Raw genomic sequence first — 20,733 nt, forward strand, 5'->3', positions numbered from 1 at the left:
ATCCAAAATCTAATCTGTTTTTTTTGCAAAGATAAGATTCTCCCCAAGTTTTATGGTTGAGCCGTTTTTTCTCTGTGTATCTCTGCGAAATCCTCTGTGGTACTCTGTGTAATAACCTACTCATAGTGAAATCTGTGTCTTAAAATTGGTTGTTGGTTGTTAGTTTTTGGTTGTTGGACTCTTACTCTTACGCATATTTTTTTCTCTGTGTATCTCTTCGAAATTCTCGGTGGAACTTTGTGTAATAACCTCCCTCCTCATTGGGAAATCTGTGTTAATCTGTGAAATCTGTGTCTTAAAATTGGTTGTTAGTTTTTGGTTGTTGGACTCTTACTCTTACGCATATTTTTTTCTCTGTGCATCTCCGTGAAATCCTTGGTGGAACTCTGTGTAATAACCTCTCTCCTCATAGTGAAATCTGTGTCTTAAAATTGGTTGTTGGTTGTTAGTTTTTGGTTGTTGGACTCTTACTCTTACTTTTTCTCTGTGTATCTCTGCGAAATTATCGGTGGAACTTTGTGTAATAACCTCCCTCCTCATTGGGAAATCTGTGTTAATCTGTGAAATCTGTGTCTTAAAATTGGTTGTTAGTTTTGAGTTGTTGGACTCTTATGTATATTTTTTCTCTGTGTATCTAAAACACTTGGTGGAACTCTGTGTAATTAAGTTAGTGTAATAATCGAATATTGTATTTATTGATGTCTGCGTAACGAACTCGAACTCACCTCTAACTTCACGATGTATTATATTAAAAAATATCTGAGCTAAAAAACTAGATTTTTCGTGTTTTCTTAACTAAATCTTCAGAAAGGTTTAATAACCATTTTACCTGTTCTGAAACCAATTGTGTCTCGTGTAGTTGTCGCCTCATTTCTTTGGTAATAGGCAATCCTTCCTCAATTTCTTTATCCCTCACCGCCTCTAATTTGTTGAAATAACTTTCATATAGATGTGTAGCTTTAGCTATTTCGTCACTTTCTAAGGTATGACCTGATTCTACATTATTCAATATTGAAACAGATTTAAGTAAATAAAAATTAATATGTTTTACATAAACTTCAAAATGATTTGTGGCCTTACTGGTTTCATTGGTTCTTATAAACATAGCTAAAGATGAAAGTGAAGAAAGGAATGTATTCAGTATAGTCGTTATTGCATAAACTGTGGAGGCGTTTTCTTGCTTAGATTTTGGTTCTTGAGCAAACCTTTGGTAGGCTGCATTTAAATTTCCTATTTGCAAAAAGGCTTCCTTTCTGGCTAGACTTAAACTGGTAGGGGCTTGCCCTTTCTTATGGTATAGTTGATCTACTTCTTTTAAGTATTGAGATAATGCCTCAATGGTATGCGTAAACACCTCTTTAATGTTTTTAGCTTCCCAAGCAGGCCATAAAATGTGATTAGCAATATAGGCTAGGCCTGCACCGATTAAAGTATCTAAAACCCTAAACTTTATGACGTCTAAAATATTCGGATTGATTAAGGCATACATGAATATGACATATAGGGTAATAAAAGCTGCGCCATTTCTATAGTTTTGCTTAACTAAGGAGAATCCTATAATTAAAGATAAACCAGCTATAATAGCATAAATAATGGTGTTCTGTGTGATGAAAACGATGCACACACCAACAATCGCGCCAATTAAAGTACCAATAACCCTATGCTTAGTTCTTTCTTTGGTTAAACTATAACTGGGCCTCATGATTACCACTATGGTTAGTAAGATCCAATAGGGTTGCTGCATTTCAATCATATTTCCTATGATAAAACCTATGAGCATTGTAACTGTTAAACGTAAGGAATGTTTAAATATGGGGGACTTAAAACTAAAATTTGCTTTTAGTTTTTTCAAATCATAATCTTGAGGTGTTATGAATTTTTCTGCATCTTTAATACCTCTTAGCTTATCATTCTTTGCGTAGTTATTTAAAATTCTAGTAATATCATTCAAATTACTTATTTGCTTTTCTTGATATGATTTAAAATTCAATAAGAAAATGGTGCCTTCGCGAGATTCAGGTAGGCCGACTTTGGTTTTATAATCCTCAATCTTGTTTTCAATATTTTTAACTAAGCTTTTGAAATTATTAACAAAAGAGAGTTTCTCTTCCTTGAGGATTACTTTCGAGATATGATTTAACTTATCTGAAATCTCAAAGATTAAATTCTGAAATTCACCAATCTTTTCTGGATGCTTTTCAAATAAAACATCAAGTTTATCATAATCAATTGTATTGGAAATAGCCAATTCGTAAATTTCCATGATTTTAGAGAAAAATAATTGCCGGCGACGTGATCTATTACTAAAACCAGAACTTCTTCTTTTTACTAAAATAAGCTCCCTTATGGTTTCATGAATCTCATTAATCTCAGTTTGCAGTTTGAATATTTGTTCCAACAGCTTAACTCTATGCTTCTTTTCAACGAGAAGTTTCCCTCTTATTTTTATGAATTCTGAGGTTTTCTCTAAGAGTTGAATAAAAATATAATCAATTTCTACTCGAGGAAAAATAATTTGACTGAGAATGGTTAGTATTAAAAACCACGTACCGCCTAAAGCGATATATAAAGAATGTTCTATTGAAGATGTTTCAGTACTGTGATGAGCAAAAGCTAATACTAATGATAATAAGCCTGATAAGGAAACTAGAGATGCTCGAAATCCAAATACTGAAATATAGGACACAGAAAAAACTAAAATGAGTAATAGCGGGATAACTATGAATAGATAGCTACTAAAACAACCTACTAAAAACGTAATGGTAAAGGTTAGAATAATCGAAACTAAGATGCCATAAAACTTATGTTTTAAGCTTCCTGGAACATCTGAAGGTGCACATAAAATGGCCCCTAACGCGATACTGAATCCTACATCCAATCTATCAAAAAAGTATATTGAAATTAATACGGGAATGGATACAGCGAATGCTACTAAAAATGCTTTTGCAAAATGTATGCTTTTAAAGTATCGTAGTAAAGTATGAAACATAGTTAGAATTATGTATCAAATTTAAGAAGGAAAATGTAGATTTCACCTTTATAGCGTATAAAATTATAAGCGTTTAGGATATGGTTATGGGCTTATTACACTTGATAAATTAAAACTTTTTAAAATATAAGGTATATCCTAAAAGTAGTCCAAGAGAACCATAAGAGGCTTTTGTAATGGTTGTAGTTCCTTTAATTAAATCATTTTCGTTAGGGTTGTTTAAACTTCCCTTTTGCTCGTAGTCATCAGTGTTTCCAGTACTAAATAAAAGGCCAAGACTTAGGTTGCTTTGATTTTTTTTAATGGTAATACCCGATGAAATATGGTAGATATCCCAGCTGCTTATTGTGGTTTTTATGCCACGGTCATCATTTAGAGATTTATCAAAATAAGACATGTCGTTTCTTGCGCTTAAAAATAGAGAAAGGCTTTCTTTTAATAAATATTCATAACCTATGGCAACATTAAAAACTGATTTTGCAGCCGCACGAACGCGCATAAAATCATCTGTTCCTAATTCGGGAGCGGTGTTAGCGGGTCTTACAAAAGTGTTAGAAGCGATGTCCATGATGTCGTATTGATCAGTACTTCCATAATATTGGCAAGAAATACCGATGTGGGATTTATCACCAAAATAATTTAAACCAGCTGAAACCGATAGCGGTGATTTAAAAGTTGTTTTTAGTTCGCTTTGTCTACCAGTTGCAACTGCAGATATACGATTATCATCAATTAATTTGAAGTTGTTTGCTTGAATGTTAGCAGCAACACTACCAATGCCCATAATGTTTATAGCAGGTGTTGTAAATGTTAAACCAGCTTTCCAACGTTCTTTTTGGTATGAAACACCCAGCTTAGCACTATAACGAACATTGTAATAATCTACATTTTCGTTTAGGTTAGCTGCAACTAATGTACGTTCTGTATCATTCATAAAAACGTAAGTAGACAGGCTTCTGCTATAGGATTGTGAGCGTACTGTGAACAGGTTGGTAAGCCCAACCGACCAATTTTCGTTCAATCGTCTGGCGGCGCCAAATGCAATTAAAATCTCATTGAGTCTATCGCTAATTGCAGATTCTGCGACGGTTTCTTCAAGTCCTGTACTTTCACTTTCATCAATAATATCAAAAAAACCTTCTTTTCTAGCAACACCTTTAAAATTGAAGCTTGTTGGTGCCATGAACCCGTAGCCTACTTTCCAGTTATTATTCTTAACCCTTATCATACCACCAGCTAAAAGTGGAACAGAGCCTAACTGCCTACTGTTAAAACTTGCTTTCTGACCGATGGCATTAGAAATTGTGATATTTTCAGCTCGGTAAGCAGTGGCGTTAACAGATATTGAAGAATTATCTAAAAAACCAAGTGCTCCTGGGTTGTAATAAAGCATCGTGTTATCATCACTACCACCAACTACAGCGCCAGACATAAGAACCGAGTTTGAACCATATTGTTGTGTCCAGTAATTGGTGTCTTGAGCCTTGACATTCAGTACAAAACAGATTGACATTAGGATTATACCATTGAATGATTGATTAAATTTCATTTTTTTAGTTTTAAGTTTTCAACTAAAGTTAAATAAATTAGCTCAACAAATGTCTTTAAAACTAATTAAAGAACTGTAATTCATGGTGTTGTGTTTTTTTTAAAGTGGTAGTAATGATTTTAAAGGTATATTCACACTACCGAAGCCTTTATAAGTAACCAATTATTTTTTAATATTAGGCTGTTGTTTTAGACTTGTTATCACCTAAAACATTACGCGTAATATATCTAGTAAGTGCTTCACATGCTACCATAGTCATGATAACAACAATGAATGCGAAAATACCATGATGTGCGCCATGAAATTGTATTTTATCACTGAATAAATACTCCAACACCCAAAGGATAATGAATTTGGATACGAATAGTATTGCCCAAGCTGAAAGTATACGTAGCACTTTTCTCCCTTTCTTTTTAAGATGTGTACCTATGCCGTGTTCTACTTTAAATGTAAGTTGAAGCATTAACTGCAAAACGATTGCTGCCAGAAGTGAAATTGTAAAAGAATTCACTTCAACTTTTGCCCAATATTCATCAAAAAGGTTTAAAACCGTGAGGTCTATTAAAATGAATGAGAAATAGCGAATAAATAGTATTTGACGTTGTAATATAGATTCCATTTTTATTGAGTTGGTTAAATTTAAAATATGAAAACGGAGTTAACTTGCAATAATTATATCTTCTTTACTGGTTATCCAGGCCATATACAAGCGGTGTAAAACAGATAACAATACAGTTCCGATAAAAATTCCGATAATACCATGTAGAAGCATACCACCAAGAGCCCCCAGAATAATTAAAATCATTGGTGTTTCCAGACCTTTTGATAAGAGAATAGGTTTTAAAAAATTATCTAATAACGAAATGATGATGATATAAACTGTAAATAGCGTTGCGGCCAATTGACTGTCTGAAGTGGAATAAGCAATTAATATGGTTGGGATAACGACAAGGGTAACAGGTAATTGTACAATAGCAGCTAACATCACTATAAAAGCAAAAATGGCAGGTGCAGGAATACCCATGAGTTTAAATCCTATAAAGCATAGAAAAGCTTGGATTATTGCAACAAATAAAATACCCTTAACCACATTTCTAAGGGTATCTCTACCAATGAGTAACATTTCTGTACCTTTTATACCGCCAACTAGTTTATTGGTGAAATCTGAAGCCGATTGAAAAGCACCTTTAGCATTGGACATGAACATGACCGCAATGATGAAAGAAATTAAAAAGGACAATATCGTTCCTATAAATCCAGTAAATTTTTTTATTGTGGCGCCTCCTTTTTCCAAAATAAAATCCTTATGCTCGATGGCATATTTTTGTGAATTTTTTGAAAGTGCTTGCCAATTTTGATACACACGTTCACCTATAACCGGCCACTCTTTTACTTTTTCTGTTGGCGGGGTGATTTTTAATTCGTTGTTTTGGATTAGAGAAAGGTTGTTTTTTAAATTACTAAACAAAGAGCTGGTCATCATAATGGTAGGGGCCAAGACTAAAGCCAGAAAGATTAAAGTAAATACAAAAGTGGCTACCTTTTTATTATTTTCTCCAAAAATTTTCCGAAACTTGTTAAATAGAGGAAACAGTGCTACAGCAAGAATCACACCCCATGTAAATACACCAATAAAGGGCTTGATAAGAAAAAATCCCCATAGCATTAATAAGGAAATTACGATAAGTCTGATGAATTCTGTAATTGAAAATGATTTCATAGTATTATAGTTTGATTAGTTTATTTGATTCCAACCGCCTCCTAAAGCTAAGTATAATTTTACAACCGATTGTAATTGAGATTTGTAACTGTTAGAAGCTGTTAATTGTACATTAAAAAAAGTAGTTTGAACGTTTAGAAATTCTATAAATGAAGTAGCACCTTCATTATAACGCACCCAAGCCAGGTCGTAAGCTTCTTTAGCTAACTTTAATTGTTTCTTACGAATTTCAAATTCTTTTTTATAAGTTTCTATAGCTATAAGTGCATCTTCAATTTCTTGAAAAGCTAATAAATAGGCCTGCCTGTAATCCAACTCCGCTCTTTTGTATTGGGCTTCTTCAATAGCAATAGTATTGTTAATTCTATTGGCATTAAAAAGTGGTCCTAACATATTTCCAGTTAAGTTTCCGAAAATGGATGAAGGGTTTAGTAATTGTGCGCCTAAATTAAAATTTATTTGAAAATTAGGGTACTTAAAAGTTTCTGTAGCGCCGAGTTTAGCTAATTGTGATTTAAGAAGTAATTCAGACCTTAAAATTGATGGGCGTCGTCTTAAGAGATCTGCAGGAACCCCGGCAGGTAAATTTGAAGAAAATATTTGTTCTTCTAATTTATTGCCTCTAGGTATTGATTTGGGTAAACTGCCTAATAAGGTGCTAATAGCGTTTTCGACCTGTTTCCTAGCTCTGTACAAAGCCTGCATGGTTACTTGTACATCTTTTAAACTGATACTAATTTGATTAACATCTACTTTCGAAATAAAGCCGCCGTCATAACGCGCATCAATGATCGCTTTATATTTCTCCATAGACGTTTCCATTTGTTCAGAAACATAAATACGGTTATCGATATCACGAAGGGTGAAATAGAGTTCGGCTATCTGTGAAACCAAGGTAGCTTTTACTTCAAAAACAGCCATTTCTGTAGCTAAATATGCCTGTAGAGCGGCTTCATTTTGATTTGCAATGCGCCCCCAAACATCTAAGGTGTATGATACTTGGCCTACGGCATTAATGGTATTCTGAAAATCTGGAGAAAGTGAAGACTTAGACGTTTCGGCTGTTAAGCCATAATTGATTTCTGGGTATAATTGTGCTTTGGTAATGGCTAATTGTAATTGCGACTGTTTGATGCCAAAAATGATATTTTTAAGTGGTAAGTTGTTCTCTAAACTTTCACTAATTAAATCTGTGAGCACAGGGTCATTGAAAAAATTCCACCACTGGGTATCTGCAACACTCAAAGAATCTGTGTCTAGAGTTGAAAACGAATTAGTGGTTTCTATTTCTGGAGCGACATAGTCGTTCTGTACTTTACAGCCAAAGAACGCTATGGAAAGCGCGAAAAGGAATATGTAATGTATGCTATACCGTTTCATTTTCATAGGTTATTGGGTCATTAAAATAAGTCACAATTTTATAAGCTATGATCACATAGAGCACTGCTAATGCGATTCCAAACAAACGCAGAGTCACAGTGTCTCCAGCAGAATTACTCGAATTGGAAATAACGCCCATAACTAGAAAAAAAGTTCTAAATGCAATAGAGTATATGGGCACATTTTTAGTTGCAGAAAAAATATGATAACTAAAAAATAAACCGATAGCGCACATTAAAAATACATAAAAAAAGAATGTGGGGGTTATGGTAAGTAAAAAGTACGCTATAATACCTGCCACACCTCCAATTAAATTGGCTATTATAAGTCCGTAGCCTTTTTTAGACTTGTAAATAAAGGGGTCTAAGGCTAAAAACGAAATAAAAACAAAGGTTAGTACAAAGGCGTTAGTTCCGAAAAAGTAAAAATATAAAACAGCAGGCATGATAACGTATACGCCATTTAGGGCTATTTTATCTATGCTATATGTGGTTTCGTTATTCTTTTTTTTCTGTGGTGTTTTTTGCAGGTCTATTGATGTTTCAGGTAGTATCAAAAAAGCAAACTGAGTAATGGCCAGGGCAATTACTAGGTTTATAATCATATCTCCCAAAATAAGATCGGCTAAAGGTTCTGCTGTTAAACTTAAAAAAGGAAATAGTAGGGTGAGTACTAAAAATAAAAGTCGGATTGCTTCGGGAATTTTAATTAGTCTAAAAGACCAGTAAATGACTAGGCCTAAAATTAATAGGGTTTCGATGATGTAATTTTGAACAAAACCACCCAAAAATAACCCGAACCAACCTAAAGCATATAAAGCCATAATAGCAATTAGTGATTTCTTTATACCTAGAGCGTTTTTGCCTTTATCAAGTAGCATTAGAGTGAAAATTGCAGCAATTTGAGGCAACAGAATACCGTTAAGTGTTGAAATTAACAAAGCCGTTATGGCGCCTAATAAGTAGCGTAAAATCGCCTTTTTATGTTGAGATATTTTGATATGTAATCCAAGCTTATCTAACATAAGAGAATTTTGAAATGAACCAAATTTTAAGTCTAGCTAAAGTGTTTAAAATAAAACTATTTCCTGTAAACACTACTACATTTGCTTGGCTGCCTTGTCGCAATTTTTTATAAACCGCTTTATTTTCTAAAGCAATAATAACCGGGAAGCGTTGCTGTTCGCGTAACCAACCTTGTTGACTTCTAACCGTTGGTAAATCTCCGGCATTGGTGTTTTGGGTTTTTACCCCATAAGCGATACTGGAGACTTTAGCTTTGTAAACTTCGCCAGCATCAATATCAAAAGTAATGCTTGCAATGTCATTCGGTTTTAAATGGGTTAAATTGTTTTCAGTAAAATTAGCTTGAATCCAAATGGTATTGTTAGAAATAAGGGAAGCGATAGGGTGCCCTGCCGAAGCAAAAAAGCCTTTTTCAACATTAAAACTTTCTATGACACCGCTTGACGGGGCAATAATCACGGTTTGTTCCAAATCCCAGTTGGCTTTTTCTAATTGATTTAAAGCGGCCTTTATAACTGGATTATTGGAATCGCCTGGGCCTAAAGCTATCTTTTGTTTCTCTAAATTAGCTTCGGCCGTAGATACATTCTCAATCGCTGTTAAATAGGAGCTTTCAGATCGGTCTCTATCTGCTTCAGATAAGGCGCCTTTGTTTTGCGACATCACCCGTTGTGTACGATCCCAGTTTTTTTTAGCACGCTCGAACCTAACGCGGGCACTATTTAATTGTGCCGTAGCAGCTTTTAGGCCTGAAACCCCAGCGGTTAAATCTTGAGTTACATTTTCCAAATTAATTTCAGCTTGTTTAACGGCAAGTTCATACGGCTTTCTGTCGAGTATAAATAAGGTGTCTCCTTCTTTAACTTCAGAATGTAAACTCACATTAATGTCTGTAACATAACCACTAACCATTGGTGCTAAAGATAAATTTAAGCCCTGTACACGAACTTGATTCGTGGTAGGGGCAAACCGACTAGATAAAATATTAAACAGCATAATTACCAGTGCTAAGGCCACTACGATAATGCTAGTTTTTTTTGCTGAACCTTTTTTTGCTCCCATTAATTTGAATATAAATTCTTAAAAATTTGCTGTATTAATGAATACATCATGGCTGTAGACCAACCAATTAACATAATGCCATTAATGGCTTCTATACCAGAAATTAAATGCCAAGTAGGAGGTAGGGTTAAATCACCATATCCTAATGAAGTAAAAGTTATCATTGAAAAGTACCAGGCTTCTGTAAAACCTGCAAAAACATTATTTATTTCAGGAATAAGCATGTAGGTTAGTGCCCAAAGCAATGATTGTATAAAATGTAAAAAAGAAAAGAATAAAAAAGAAGAGACCAATAGGGTTAGAGCAAATTTCGAGGTGTAATGTTTATTTTTCTTTTTAATTTTTTTAAGCCAATAAACATTACCAATAGCTTGAACGACTACAGATATGATGATAATAATACTTCCTATTAAAAGTGAATAAATCATGAATGTAATTTTTTCTTCATTGTTTCATTTTTACAACAGGTAAATCTAGATGTGAATAGCTTAAAAATGAGCTTCATTTCTCTAGGAAACTAAAGGTGTTAGGGTTTTATGCATACAAGGTAAGAAATTTATTAAAATAGATGTTTTTTTTATATCATGTTCTCTTAACTTTTTTCTGTTGGGGTTTAGGTATTTGTAGTATATAGTTTAGATTAACTACAATTTTTGCATAAACACAACAATTGCGAATGATCCGTGATACCAAGGGCTGCAAGGTGGGAAATAAAAAACCCATCAACTATTTCTAGTGATGGGTCTTGCTTAGTAGCGGGAACTGGACTCGAACCAGTGACCTTCGGGTTATGAGCCCGACGAGCTACCTACTGCTCTATCCCGCGATATGTAATCTAAAACAACATAACTTAGCTTTTAACTTTCGGTTCATAATGCCGACCTTGTTGTTTCGGACTGCAAATATACAATCATTTTTAGGTTCTGCAAGCTTTATTTTTAAAAAAAATCACTGCTCAATGCTAAGTGCTTGGAAATCTAATAATTCGGTGTTTTTTATTTTTAAAGAAACTTGAAAAGGGTTACAGCAAACCTCACAATCTTCAATATAACGTTGGCTTTCAATTGAGGTGTCTATCAATACGGTAATGGTTTCCCAGCAATACGGACAAGTAAAGGAATGTTCTTTCATATTCTAAAAATAAAAAAAGCCATTAAATGAATAATGGCTTTTACTAATTTAAATTAAGAAATAGACTACTGGTCATTTACAGGATTCATGCTCGCAGTAGAATTTTGTGACTGTAAATCCATTAATGCCTCTGGTTTTTTTCCAGAAATACTTATGTATTCTTGACTAAGTTTATTACCACTCACCATAATGGTGTTTAAGTTTTTTAAATTAATGAATTCTAGAGGTAAATTTCCCGTGAATTGGTTTGAAGAAAGCAATAATTCTTCTAAGGCTGTTAATTGCGCAAGTTCTACTGGGATTTCACCTACCATTTGGTTATTCATCAAACTTAATTTTTTCAGTTTCGTTAGTGCGCCTATTTCTACAGGAATCGTTCCAGAAAAGTTATTACTTCCTAGTAAAAGTTCTTTAAGGTTGGTTAGTTCCATTAACTCTACGGGAAGTTCTCCAGATAAATTATTACTATAAATCTTTAATGTTTCAAGTTGTTTTAAAGCGCCAATTTGAGTTGGAATCGGGCCTTCAAATTCATTCATGAATAACTCTAAAGATTTTAGTTCTGTTAATTTTTCAATAGTGGTTGGTATAGATTCACTGAGTTTATTAAAACCTAAATTTATTTTTTTTAGATGAATTAGATTTCCAATATCGTCGGGTAATCTGCCTTTTAAATTGTTAAATTCTAAATTAATCTCAACAACCTTATTATCTTCTATTTTTACGCCGTACCAGTTTTTAGCTGTATCGTTCATATTCCATGAGGCGTTCCAATTGTCTCCATTAGTGGCTTGGTAGATGGCTACTAATGCTTCTTTTTCTTCTGGTGTAATTTGAGAAAAAGCATAGGGAGTTATAAAAAAACAGAGTAATAGTAGTTTTAGGGAATTCATAAATTTCTTTTTGGATTAGTTTTAGTTTTAGTCCGTCCAAAATAGTATTTATTCGGATGAAAAACTATTTTAATCGCTAAAGCGGGTGTTTTTTTAACAATTGTAAGTTTTTACTGTTTTTTTTACTAAGATTTATGTTTAGTCAAATTTCCACCCTATGCCAGTTGTAACAACATAATCGGTGTCATTACCTTCAATCGCTGGTTGGTTATCGTAGTTAACAGTAAAACCTCCTTTTATGTAAAAATCGGAAGGTAAATCATATTTTATAGTTAGATTAATATCCGATCTAATTCTGCCTTTCTGAGATAAACTAGGAAGGAGTTTAGCCTCTGCACTTAAACTTAGGTCGTCGAAGTTAAACAGGTTTATATTACTCGAAACAAATACCTCAGAAGATGTTTTGTTTAACGTACTGTCAATATAGTTTTCTATATTGTACAATAAACCTAGGCCTATACCCCAATAGAGCTTGTTGTTGTTTTTTATGAATTTTCCTGCACCTAAACTCGGGCTTAAACGTCCTTTTAGTGCTTGCTCTGTATTGGAAAGAAAAGAGGTGCTAGCCACTATGAACCACTTACCATCAACTATAATTCTTAGTACGTCTATTTTGGCATCTGTTCTTTTTGTATCATCAATATCGTCCTGATAAGAATTTAAAATGTTAACCGAACCATCCATTACCCAAGATTTATCAATGTAATGTAATGCGCCACCTACTGTGAATTGCCTTAAATGATTGGCTTTCGATAAGTTAAAGCCTAAATCGATAGACCCTGTGAAACGTTCCAGAAATTTATCGTTTATTTCACTTAAAGCCACCATTTCATTCATGCTAAAAATTTCTACTTTTCCTTCATCTGTAGTGACTTGTAACTTACCTTCTTTATTAGTGGTTAAGTGCCCAAAACTGCGCCTGCCTTTTGATAAAATTATAAGCGTTTTTTTGATGATATGAATGTGTGCCACTTTATCGAATTCTACCTTAAAGTCGCTATCGCTGTAATCTGTTTCAATGGTTATTACGCCCTGAGAAAGGCGTTTTACTTCTCCCGTTAAAATCACTTTGTTTTTAAGTTTTAAGGTGTCTACCTGTGAAAAACATGAACAAGAGATGGCGACTAGAAAAAGCCAGTTTAAATTATTTTGCAGTAAAGATTTAATCATATCGAGGGTTTAAAATATGTCAATTTTTTAATGATTTGAGCCTTTAATTAATAACTTCTAAAACCATATTTTGTTTATTAGGTTTTGAAGTTGTCGCAATTTAATAATAATATAAAATATGTTTGATTTTTAACCGAAATTATTCAAAAACAGAATCGCATTTGGTTCGTTTTAATTAAGTTTGTTGTCAATTATACTAGCTTATGAGTCGTTTTAAATTTTTTGGGAGTTTCGTCATTTTATTAGTTGTTTTTTTCTCATGTAAGGAAGATAAGTATAAAGATAAAATTAATGAAAAACAATATGTGCATAGTAATGAAGCTTCATACATTGGATCTAAAACATGTGTTGAGTGTCATAATAATGCATATAAAAAATGGCAAGGTTCACATCATGATTTAGCTATGCAAGTTGCTAATGATTCATCTGTTTTAGGTGATTTTAATGATAAAAAAGTGAAAATTGACGGGGTTTCATATCATTTTTTTAAGGGAGAAAATAAATTTTTAGTCCATGTAACAGAAATTGACAAATCTGAAAAAGAATATGAAATAAGTTATGCTTTTGGTTTTACGCCTTTACAGCAATATTTAGTTGATTTTGATAATGGCAGAAAACAAGTGTTACGCGTTACATGGGATTCTGTTGAAAATAAATGGTATCATCAATATCCTGGAGACACTATTGTTTCGAACGATTGGTTGCACTGGACACAGGGCGCACAGAATTGGAACACGATGTGTGCGGAATGTCATTCAACAAATTTACAGAAGAATTACAACGCAGATACAGATGCATTTCATACCACTTATGATGAAATTAATGTCACTTGCGAAAGTTGTCACGGACCAGGAAGCAACCACGTGAAATGGGCGTCAGATAAAAGTGGTGATTATCCAGATCAGATTATAAAAGGTAAAACTCAAGAAGAGCAGTTAATGCTTTGTGCACCTTGCCATGCCAGGCGAGCTAAGTTAACACCCGATTTAGTACCTGGTATTCCTTTCGAAGATCAATATTTAATTCAAAAATTGTCTACTAATTTTTATCATGGTGATGGTCAAATAGATGATGAAGATTATGTGTACGCGTCTTTTCTTCAAAGTAAAATGTATATGAATGGTGTAAAATGTACAGATTGCCATGATCCTCATTCTATGGAATTGAAATTTGACGGAAACCAATTGTGTTTGCAGTGCCATGTTCCAGCCAAATACGATACAGAAAAACATCATTACCACAAGAAGGGTACGCAATCAGCTCAATGTATTAACTGCCACATGACAGGTAAGTTGTATATGGGAAATGATTTTAGAAGAGATCATAGTTTTCGAGTGCCACGTCCAGACCAATCGGTTGAACATGGTACACCTAATGCTTGTACAGGCTGTCATACCGAGCAAACTGATGCATGGGCAGCTAGCCAAATTGTAGAATGGTATGGAGAAGAGCGATTAGATCACTTCTCCGATGCGTTATTGTTGAGTACTGAAAATGGTATTACTGCCTCAGAAACTGCTAAACTAGAATCTTTTATTAATGACTTATCCTATCCTGAAATTGCAAGAGCTACTGTGATTGACAATCTGCCATTTATAGCACAATCGCAATACAACGCCTTTTATACAGCACTAGATGATGAGTTTCCGTTAGTACGTTATAGTGCGGTGCAAAAATTTAGACCATTATCACCGGAAATGCGAATTGAAATCGCTAGTAAAATGCTTCATGATCCCTCTAAATTAGTACGTATAGGAGTGGCTCAACTATTAAATGATATTGATGATCAAAGTTTAGCCCAAGTTGATCAAAAAGGATTAAACAAAGCAAAAGAAGAATACAAAATCATGTTATCTAGTAGTGCTGATTTTTCTAACGGTCGCATGCAGTTGGGTGATTATTATATGCAGAAGAATGATTATTCTAACGCCATTGAACATTATAACATGGCTTTGAAAAAAGATAGTTTATTCACGCCTGTATACTCAAATTTAGCGACAGCATATTCCTTAGTGAAAGATTATGATAAAGCCTTAAATACTTTAGAGACCTGGAGCAAAATAGAGCCGAAGACAAGCAGAGTACATTACTTAAAAGCGCTGTTGTTTTTTGAAATATCTAAAAATGAAGAAGCTATTTCTGAGTTAAAAACGGCGATTAAATTAGATCCTAAAGATGCTAGGTCTATGTACAATTTATCGACTTACTATTATCAAGATGATAAAGATTTAGCTTCTGCAAGGCAATACATTAATGCCGCGTTAAAAGTGGAGCCAGGAAATCCTAATTATGAATATTTACTGGCTTTAATTTATCAGAAAACGGGTGAGGCTGACAAAGCACAGCGTATCATGTCTAAACTGCAGGCTAATCAGCAGCAGTAGGGTTTAACCATTTTTTGTTTTTCGTAGCAGTGTTTACCTTTGTTTTTTGATACTTTAAAAAGGCTATTCTATCGGAAATTAAATGCTGTTTTAATTGGCTGTAATTTAAATGTGTGGCCTGATCATTAAAGGTTTTATTATTGATTTCACGAATGGTTTCCTTTGTTTTTTTAAAAGCTGGGTGTTGCGTTAAGTCTTGAAGCGATTCAAAATTGGAATCGAGTTTTTTAATCCAAACATGACTTGTTGAAATAAAGGCGTAATAGTTATTATGTCTCAATGCTTTTTTTACTTGGCTGAACGCATATGGTTCAGATTTTAAATAGACCGTATGTTTACGACGATAAACAGCTAAAGTGTATTTTGTTAATTTGAAAAGCACAAAGAGTAAAAGTAGCCCTGAGATCAGGTATTCAACAAACACCTTAGGGGTTAAGCCAAGAATTAAAAATGGTTTGTCTTCCGCTTCAGTTTCTTCAATAACTTCCTCCTGCAAAGATTTTTTTATACTTGCCAGCATGTTTAAATCGGCATTTGGTTTTACTGAAACCATAATTGAATCCAATTGCTTTCTATAAAATCGCTTGCTGCTTGGGTTCCAATACACATATTCTATGGATGGAATCGTAACATCACCCTCTTTTTCAAAAAGATAATTAACCGTTTCCGAGCGTGTAGCCGAAACTGCTGTTTTAGATTTATGTGTGTTTACCGATGGGCGTTTTGGATAAATACTAACCCCAGGAATACTGTCCCATGTCGTAGCTGGAATAAATTCAGAAACGGTACCACTTGCCGATCGGCTAATGGTGCGTTGTACCACATCACCAACTTTAATGTTTTTCACAGGGATGGACCATTTTTGGCTTACGCCTAGCGAATTTGACACCAACCAGTTGTTTAAACTGTAGCCCAGAGGCACATCATTAACATGTAATGTTTTTGGTTTAGTTTTTGCGATCCGCTTAATGCCTTTATAGCCTCCAGGCTTTGGCGATTCTACATGTATGGAGAAGCTAGGAATGGTAATTTCCCCCTGTTTGGTAGGGAAGACGTTGTAATAAAAATTAACCCCAGCATATTTTTTGCCGCTAAAAGACCTGGAGTTGCTTACCGATCTAAAATAAACGGTTAGCGCGCCATCAATTTGAATGTTACCTAAGTCAATTCCGGAGGTAAACCAAGTTTCACTATAAACAGAAACGGTTAAATGAATGGGTTCACCAATATAAGCTTCATTGGTGTTTGTAGTGACATAGCATATGATGTTCTGGCTAAAACAAGCTACAGATAATAAACAAAAAACGATATGTAAACCGACTTTCCTTACCATGAGTTGTTTGTTTTTTTAGTTTCTACCATGCCTTTTTTTATTTGATAACGGAACTTCTTACTTAAAAAGAGTGCTGGGTCATCATCAACTTTTCGCATCAAAATATTTTTAGGCAGTTCACCTTTGCCAGATTTGAAATTATCGGGAAGTTCATCCAACTCTTTACCTTTGCGTTTTCCTGTTTCGGCCGTTTCTTCAAGCCTTTTTTTCTGCATGTCTTTTTTGGTAGCCTTTTGCCCGCCACCACTTAAATCTTCAGGAGATTTATTTTGCTCGTTTTTGGCAATTGGCTTGTCGTTCACGTTAACGTCTTCAGGTTTTAACGCTTCCATTTCGGTTATGGCCTGCTTCACATGGGTTAGGTTAGACTTTGCGTTTGTATTCGACGGGTCTTTTTCAAGGACCTTTTCAAAAACAGCTTCAGACTCTGCTAAACGTCCTAGTTTTGCATAAGTTAAACCTAAATTATATAAGCTACTAACTGTGTTGTCTTGTTTAAAAGCAGTTTCTGCACTTAAATAATCGCCAGCTTTATAGTAAGCTACACCTTTATGCATGGGGGCTTTAAAAGCTACTGCAGCTTTGGTGTAATTTTTAGCATCGTATTCTTGTTGTGCCTGGTATTCTTTTGTATACCATAAATCCTTAAACTTAAAATCTTCTTTTTTAGGTTTATTTCCATCTGAGCATGAACTAAAACAAAGCAAGATAATGATGAGGTTTAAAGCCCAACCTTTACGGAAGCTAAAAAGGAAAATGAAAGCGAGCGGAAAAACGAGCCAGTAGCCTTGGTCTTCCCAGTTTTCATCTTGTTGATCTGTTTTGTCTTCAAATACAATGTGAGCGCTTATAGCTTTAGCTAAATCTTCAACATCACTGTTATCTAAGGTGATTTCTAAAACTTCCACTTGATCGAGTTCGTCAAGGCTATTAAGTTTAGATAAGTCGAGTGCAGATTTTTGTTTGTGAACAGGAATGGTTCCGCCACTTTGAGTAGCAAAAGGGTAGAGGTATAATTTCACATTGTTTTGTTGTAAAAAGGAACTCACCATTTCAATAGATAAGTTGTCTAAATCGTCGGTGATTAAAAGTATTTTGCCTTCAGCTTTATTATTGGTGAAAAGCGTGTCTAATTTTTTAAATAATAAGCTAAATTCTGTACCACTTTGCGGCATCATTCTAGGTTGTAAACCATCCAATTGATCTCCAATAATTTTATAATCGGTGGTAAATGGAATAGCCACGTGTGTAGAACCAGAAAATAAAACTAGGTTGGTTGCTGCCTTTGGGTTGGCGTCTAGTAAATCGTGAATTTTGAACTTCGCACGCTCTAGTCGGTTAGGAGAAACATCAGTAGTTAACATACTTTGAGACATATCTAAAGCAATCGCAAATTGTGATGTTACTTTTTTCGCAGGTGCTTTAAATTGGCTCCAAGTAGGGCCTAAAAATGCAACTAGACCTATGGCAAACATGATAAGGATTGAAAGGCGAATTAAAATCATTTTCCACGAGTTTCCTTTTTGAATCACATAAGGCCTAAGGTGTTTGGTAATTTGTTTTTTCCAAGCATAATTTTCCTTATAAAACAGAAAGCCGATGGCTAATATAAGGATAGCACCTACACCAAACCACAAATAGTCGGTTCGTAAAAAATGGAATTTTTCCCAATCGATATGTTTGAGTTTTTCTAACATCAGGATGCTGTAAGGCGTTTAAAAATGACAATTAAATTGTTAATAAAAACGAGGACAAAACCTAAAGCTAAAGCAGCCCCTAAAGGGTAATAGTACAATAGTGTTTTTGGTGTGAAGCTTTCTTCTTCGTATTCTACAGGTTCGAGTTTTTCTAATTCGGTGTATATTTTTTCAAGTTCTTTAGTGTCTTTCGCTCTAAAATACTTTCCATTGGTTAATTCTGAAATTTCTGTTAATGTACGCTCATCTAAATCTGACCCGCTATCGCCAGGATCTCCAATACCAATGGTGTAAATGATGGTAGAATCCTTTTTGGCCATGTTTGCTCCATCAAGCGGTAGGATGTCCATGCCACTATCAACACCATCGGTTAAAAGTAACATGACTTTATTTTGTATGGTATCGCGTTCAAACATATCCATACCTTTTACAATGGCTTTTCCTATGTTGGTCATTTGTCCAGCCATGCCAACATCTGCTTCGTCAAGCATCGTTTGTACGGTAGGTAAATCTGAGGTGAATGGTGCTTGAATATAGGCGTTACTTGCAAAAAAAATGAGCCCCATTTTATCGCTTTCACGCTTCACAATAAAGTCTTGCATTATGTTTTTAACAGCTTCCCAGCGGGTTACGGGCTTGTTGTTAATATGCCAATCTTTATTTGCCATACTGAAGGACAAATCGGCTAAAATTAAAAAATTACGTGAGGTTTTTATCTTTTTTTCAGGTTTACCCACCAATTCTGGTGAAGCCATTGCTATAATTAATAGAAGCCAAATAATGAACATAAAAAAAGAAGCAAACCAAGACCGTTTTTTTATGTGTGATGCTTTCTTAGGTTTTTGTTTGGATGCTTTCGAACTTGCTTTAAAATAAGGATAAATTAAAGCAGTGCTCCTGTTTTTTATGGCAGGCAAAAGCCAATACACCAAAAATGGTAGTACAACCAAGAAGGCCATGTATGGATATGCAAATTGAAAATTATCAGGCATGTTTTTTAATCCAAGTTATACTCGTTTCGGCAAATTCATTAAAATTGAATGAACCGGTATTATTAAATTCATTTTTATAAATGGCAGAAGCAATAACTTCTTGATGTTTTAAATAGTAGGGTTTATGTAATTTTTTATCTAAAAAGGCTAGCCAGTTTTCTCCTTGCAAAGCAGCGACTTCTTTTCTATTATAAGTTTGCAATGCGGTTTGTTTAATTAAAAACATGACTTGTGAGATTAGCGAACTTGTAGTTTCTTTATCTTGGGTTTTTAATACCATAATTTGAGAAACAGCGTCTCGACGGTAGGCGTTATGCTTATATTTTATATATAACTTATAGGCGATATATGAAATGAGGATAAATAGGAGGGAAAACACAATTTTCCAACCCAAGGTATCCATGGTAAATGGAATAGGAGCGGGCTCCATAATCGGACTTAGTTCTATGTTTTTGTCTTGCAGCATTTATCTATTATAATTACTAAACACGTCTATAAGTTGATCTTCAACCGGGTCTGTGGTGTTGACTTTAAAAATATTGATTTGGTATTTTTCCAATTCAGCTTTAAAATTTTTATAATCCGTTTTAAACGTATCCTTAAGTTCCTTATTCAGTTTTTTATTTTTTCCGTTAAGGTTAATTTGATGTGTTGTATTGGTTATGGTGAATTTTTCATCAGGAAATTGTTCTTCCATGTCATCATAGACCTTAATAAGCACCAAATCATTATGCAGCGCTAGCTGACTTAAATATTGTACAACAGAAGCACTATATCTTCGGAAATCACTAATAATGAAAACCACGTAATCATGGGTTACAATATTGTTGATTTTTGTAATGATTTCAGTTAAAGATTCTTCAAATTCGAAAGGTTCTGGTGTGTAAATCTTTTGATTGGCTTCAATTATTTTCTGTAGAAAATAAATAATATTTCTTGGATCTCTTTTAGGTGTAACCACCTCGTAAGTTTTTCCAGAATTTACCATGCCTCCAACACGATCGCCACCTTTTTTTATTTTATGGGCTAGAATAGAGGCGAGCTCTCCGGCAACAACCGATTTTGTTTTTTTCTGAGAACCAAATCCCATACTAGCAGTTTGATCTACATAAATAAAGGCTGGTTTTTCTTTTTCTTCGGTGAATATTTTAGTGTGTGTACCGCCTGTTTTTGCAGTAACCTTCCAGTCAATTTTTCTAATATCATCACCTAAAACATATGGGCGAGACTCTTCAAAATCTAACCCACGACCTCGTAGCTTGGAGGCGTAACGACCAGATAATACACTATTCGATTTTTGTTTTCCAGAGCCAAAATTAACGATAGAACTTATTAACTCGAACTTCAAAAGATGTTCAAGAGTAAGAAATATATTCGTGTTTTTAATAGGCTTGGGAGATTTCATAGG

Annotated in this window: 17 protein-coding genes and 1 tRNA gene; 1 reads left to right on the top strand and 17 read right to left on the bottom strand. The window is 34.3% G+C overall.

Translation table 11 applies throughout. The annotated features are described in order from the left end of the window. Positions 1–772: 772 nt before the first annotated feature. The 12 genes from KO493_RS14215 to KO493_RS14270 form a co-directional block, all read right to left on the bottom strand. Complete coding sequence (locus KO493_RS14215; protein WP_216068650.1) at positions 773–2,989, bottom strand: FUSC family protein; 2,217 nt, start codon at positions 2,987–2,989, stop codon at positions 773–775. 109 nt (positions 2,990–3,098) lie between these two features. Beyond that, positions 3,099–4,538 carry a hypothetical protein gene (locus KO493_RS14220; protein ID WP_216068651.1) on the bottom strand — a complete coding sequence of 480 codons (1,440 nt, stop codon included), beginning with the start codon at positions 4,536–4,538 and terminating at the stop codon, positions 3,099–3,101. A gap of 175 nt (positions 4,539–4,713) precedes the next feature. Next, on the bottom strand, positions 4,714–5,157 hold the full coding sequence (locus KO493_RS14225; RefSeq protein WP_216068652.1) for a hypothetical protein: 444 nt from the start codon (positions 5,155–5,157) through the stop codon (positions 4,714–4,716). A gap of 39 nt (positions 5,158–5,196) precedes the next feature. Next, positions 5,197–6,258, bottom strand: coding sequence for an AI-2E family transporter (locus KO493_RS14230; RefSeq protein ID WP_216068653.1), 1,062 nt, complete (start codon positions 6,256–6,258; stop codon positions 5,197–5,199). A gap of 15 nt (positions 6,259–6,273) precedes the next feature. Further along, positions 6,274–7,638, bottom strand: a complete 1,365-nt coding sequence (locus KO493_RS14235; RefSeq protein ID WP_216068654.1) for an efflux transporter outer membrane subunit — start codon at positions 7,636–7,638, stop codon at positions 6,274–6,276. Beyond that, positions 7,625–8,662 (bottom strand): hypothetical protein, encoded by a 1,038-nt coding sequence (locus KO493_RS14240; RefSeq protein ID WP_216068655.1) that lies wholly within the window; start codon positions 8,660–8,662, stop codon positions 7,625–7,627. Before KO493_RS14240 ends, KO493_RS14235 begins: the two co-directional genes overlap by 14 nt. Further along, positions 8,652–9,725, bottom strand: coding sequence for an HlyD family secretion protein (locus tag KO493_RS14245; protein ID WP_216068656.1), 1,074 nt, complete (start codon positions 9,723–9,725; stop codon positions 8,652–8,654). The genes KO493_RS14240 and KO493_RS14245 overlap by 11 nt, the downstream gene beginning before the upstream one ends. Beyond that, on the bottom strand, positions 9,725–10,153 hold the full coding sequence (locus KO493_RS14250) for an ion channel (RefSeq protein ID WP_216068657.1): 429 nt from the start codon (positions 10,151–10,153) through the stop codon (positions 9,725–9,727). The genes KO493_RS14245 and KO493_RS14250 overlap by 1 nt, the downstream gene beginning before the upstream one ends. 325 nt (positions 10,154–10,478) lie before the next feature. Then, a tRNA-Met gene (locus tag KO493_RS14255) sits at positions 10,479–10,551 on the bottom strand. Positions 10,552–10,673: 122 nt separating this feature from the next. Next, the gene (locus KO493_RS14260; protein ID WP_216068658.1) at positions 10,674–10,856 is read right to left on the bottom strand and encodes a CPXCG motif-containing cysteine-rich protein; all 183 of its coding nucleotides are present in this window, start codon (positions 10,854–10,856) and stop codon (positions 10,674–10,676) included. Positions 10,857–10,921: 65 nt separating this feature from the next. Then, positions 10,922–11,749, bottom strand: coding sequence for a leucine-rich repeat domain-containing protein (locus KO493_RS14265; protein WP_216068659.1), 828 nt, complete (start codon positions 11,747–11,749; stop codon positions 10,922–10,924). A 138-nt stretch (positions 11,750–11,887) separates the two neighbouring features. After that, positions 11,888–12,919 (bottom strand): DUF481 domain-containing protein, encoded by a 1,032-nt coding sequence (locus tag KO493_RS14270; protein ID WP_216068660.1) that lies wholly within the window; start codon positions 12,917–12,919, stop codon positions 11,888–11,890. Positions 12,920–13,122: 203 nt separating this feature from the next. On the opposite strand from KO493_RS14270, the gene KO493_RS14275 reads away from it, so the two are divergent. After that, positions 13,123–15,303 (top strand): tetratricopeptide repeat protein, encoded by a 2,181-nt coding sequence (locus tag KO493_RS14275; protein ID WP_216068661.1) that lies wholly within the window; start codon positions 13,123–13,125, stop codon positions 15,301–15,303. Here KO493_RS14275 and KO493_RS14280 read toward each other — a convergent pair. The 5 genes from KO493_RS14280 to KO493_RS14300 are packed head-to-tail and all read right to left on the bottom strand — an operon-like array spanning position 15,287 to position 20,730. Then, positions 15,287–16,636 (bottom strand): BatD family protein, encoded by a 1,350-nt coding sequence (locus KO493_RS14280; protein WP_216068662.1) that lies wholly within the window; start codon positions 16,634–16,636, stop codon positions 15,287–15,289. The genes KO493_RS14275 and KO493_RS14280 overlap by 17 nt on opposite strands. Further along, entirely contained in the window at positions 16,630–18,333 is a 1,704-nt protein-coding gene (locus KO493_RS14285) for a VWA domain-containing protein (protein ID WP_216068663.1), read from the bottom strand. Before KO493_RS14285 ends, KO493_RS14280 begins: the two co-directional genes overlap by 7 nt. Continuing rightward, positions 18,333–19,325 carry a VWA domain-containing protein gene (locus KO493_RS14290; RefSeq protein WP_216068664.1) on the bottom strand — a complete coding sequence of 331 codons (993 nt, stop codon included), beginning with the start codon at positions 19,323–19,325 and terminating at the stop codon, positions 18,333–18,335. The genes KO493_RS14285 and KO493_RS14290 overlap by 1 nt, the downstream gene beginning before the upstream one ends. Continuing rightward, positions 19,318–19,791, bottom strand: coding sequence for a DUF4381 domain-containing protein (locus KO493_RS14295; protein ID WP_216068665.1), 474 nt, complete (start codon positions 19,789–19,791; stop codon positions 19,318–19,320). The genes KO493_RS14290 and KO493_RS14295 overlap by 8 nt, the downstream gene beginning before the upstream one ends. Continuing rightward, on the bottom strand, positions 19,792–20,730 hold the full coding sequence (locus tag KO493_RS14300) for a DUF58 domain-containing protein (protein WP_216068666.1): 939 nt from the start codon (positions 20,728–20,730) through the stop codon (positions 19,792–19,794). Positions 20,731–20,733 lie beyond the last annotated feature (3 nt).

Origin of the sequence: Pseudotamlana agarivorans (assembly GCF_018860245.1) — a bacterium.
Lineage (GTDB): Bacteria > Bacteroidota > Bacteroidia > Flavobacteriales > Flavobacteriaceae > Pseudotamlana > Pseudotamlana agarivorans_A.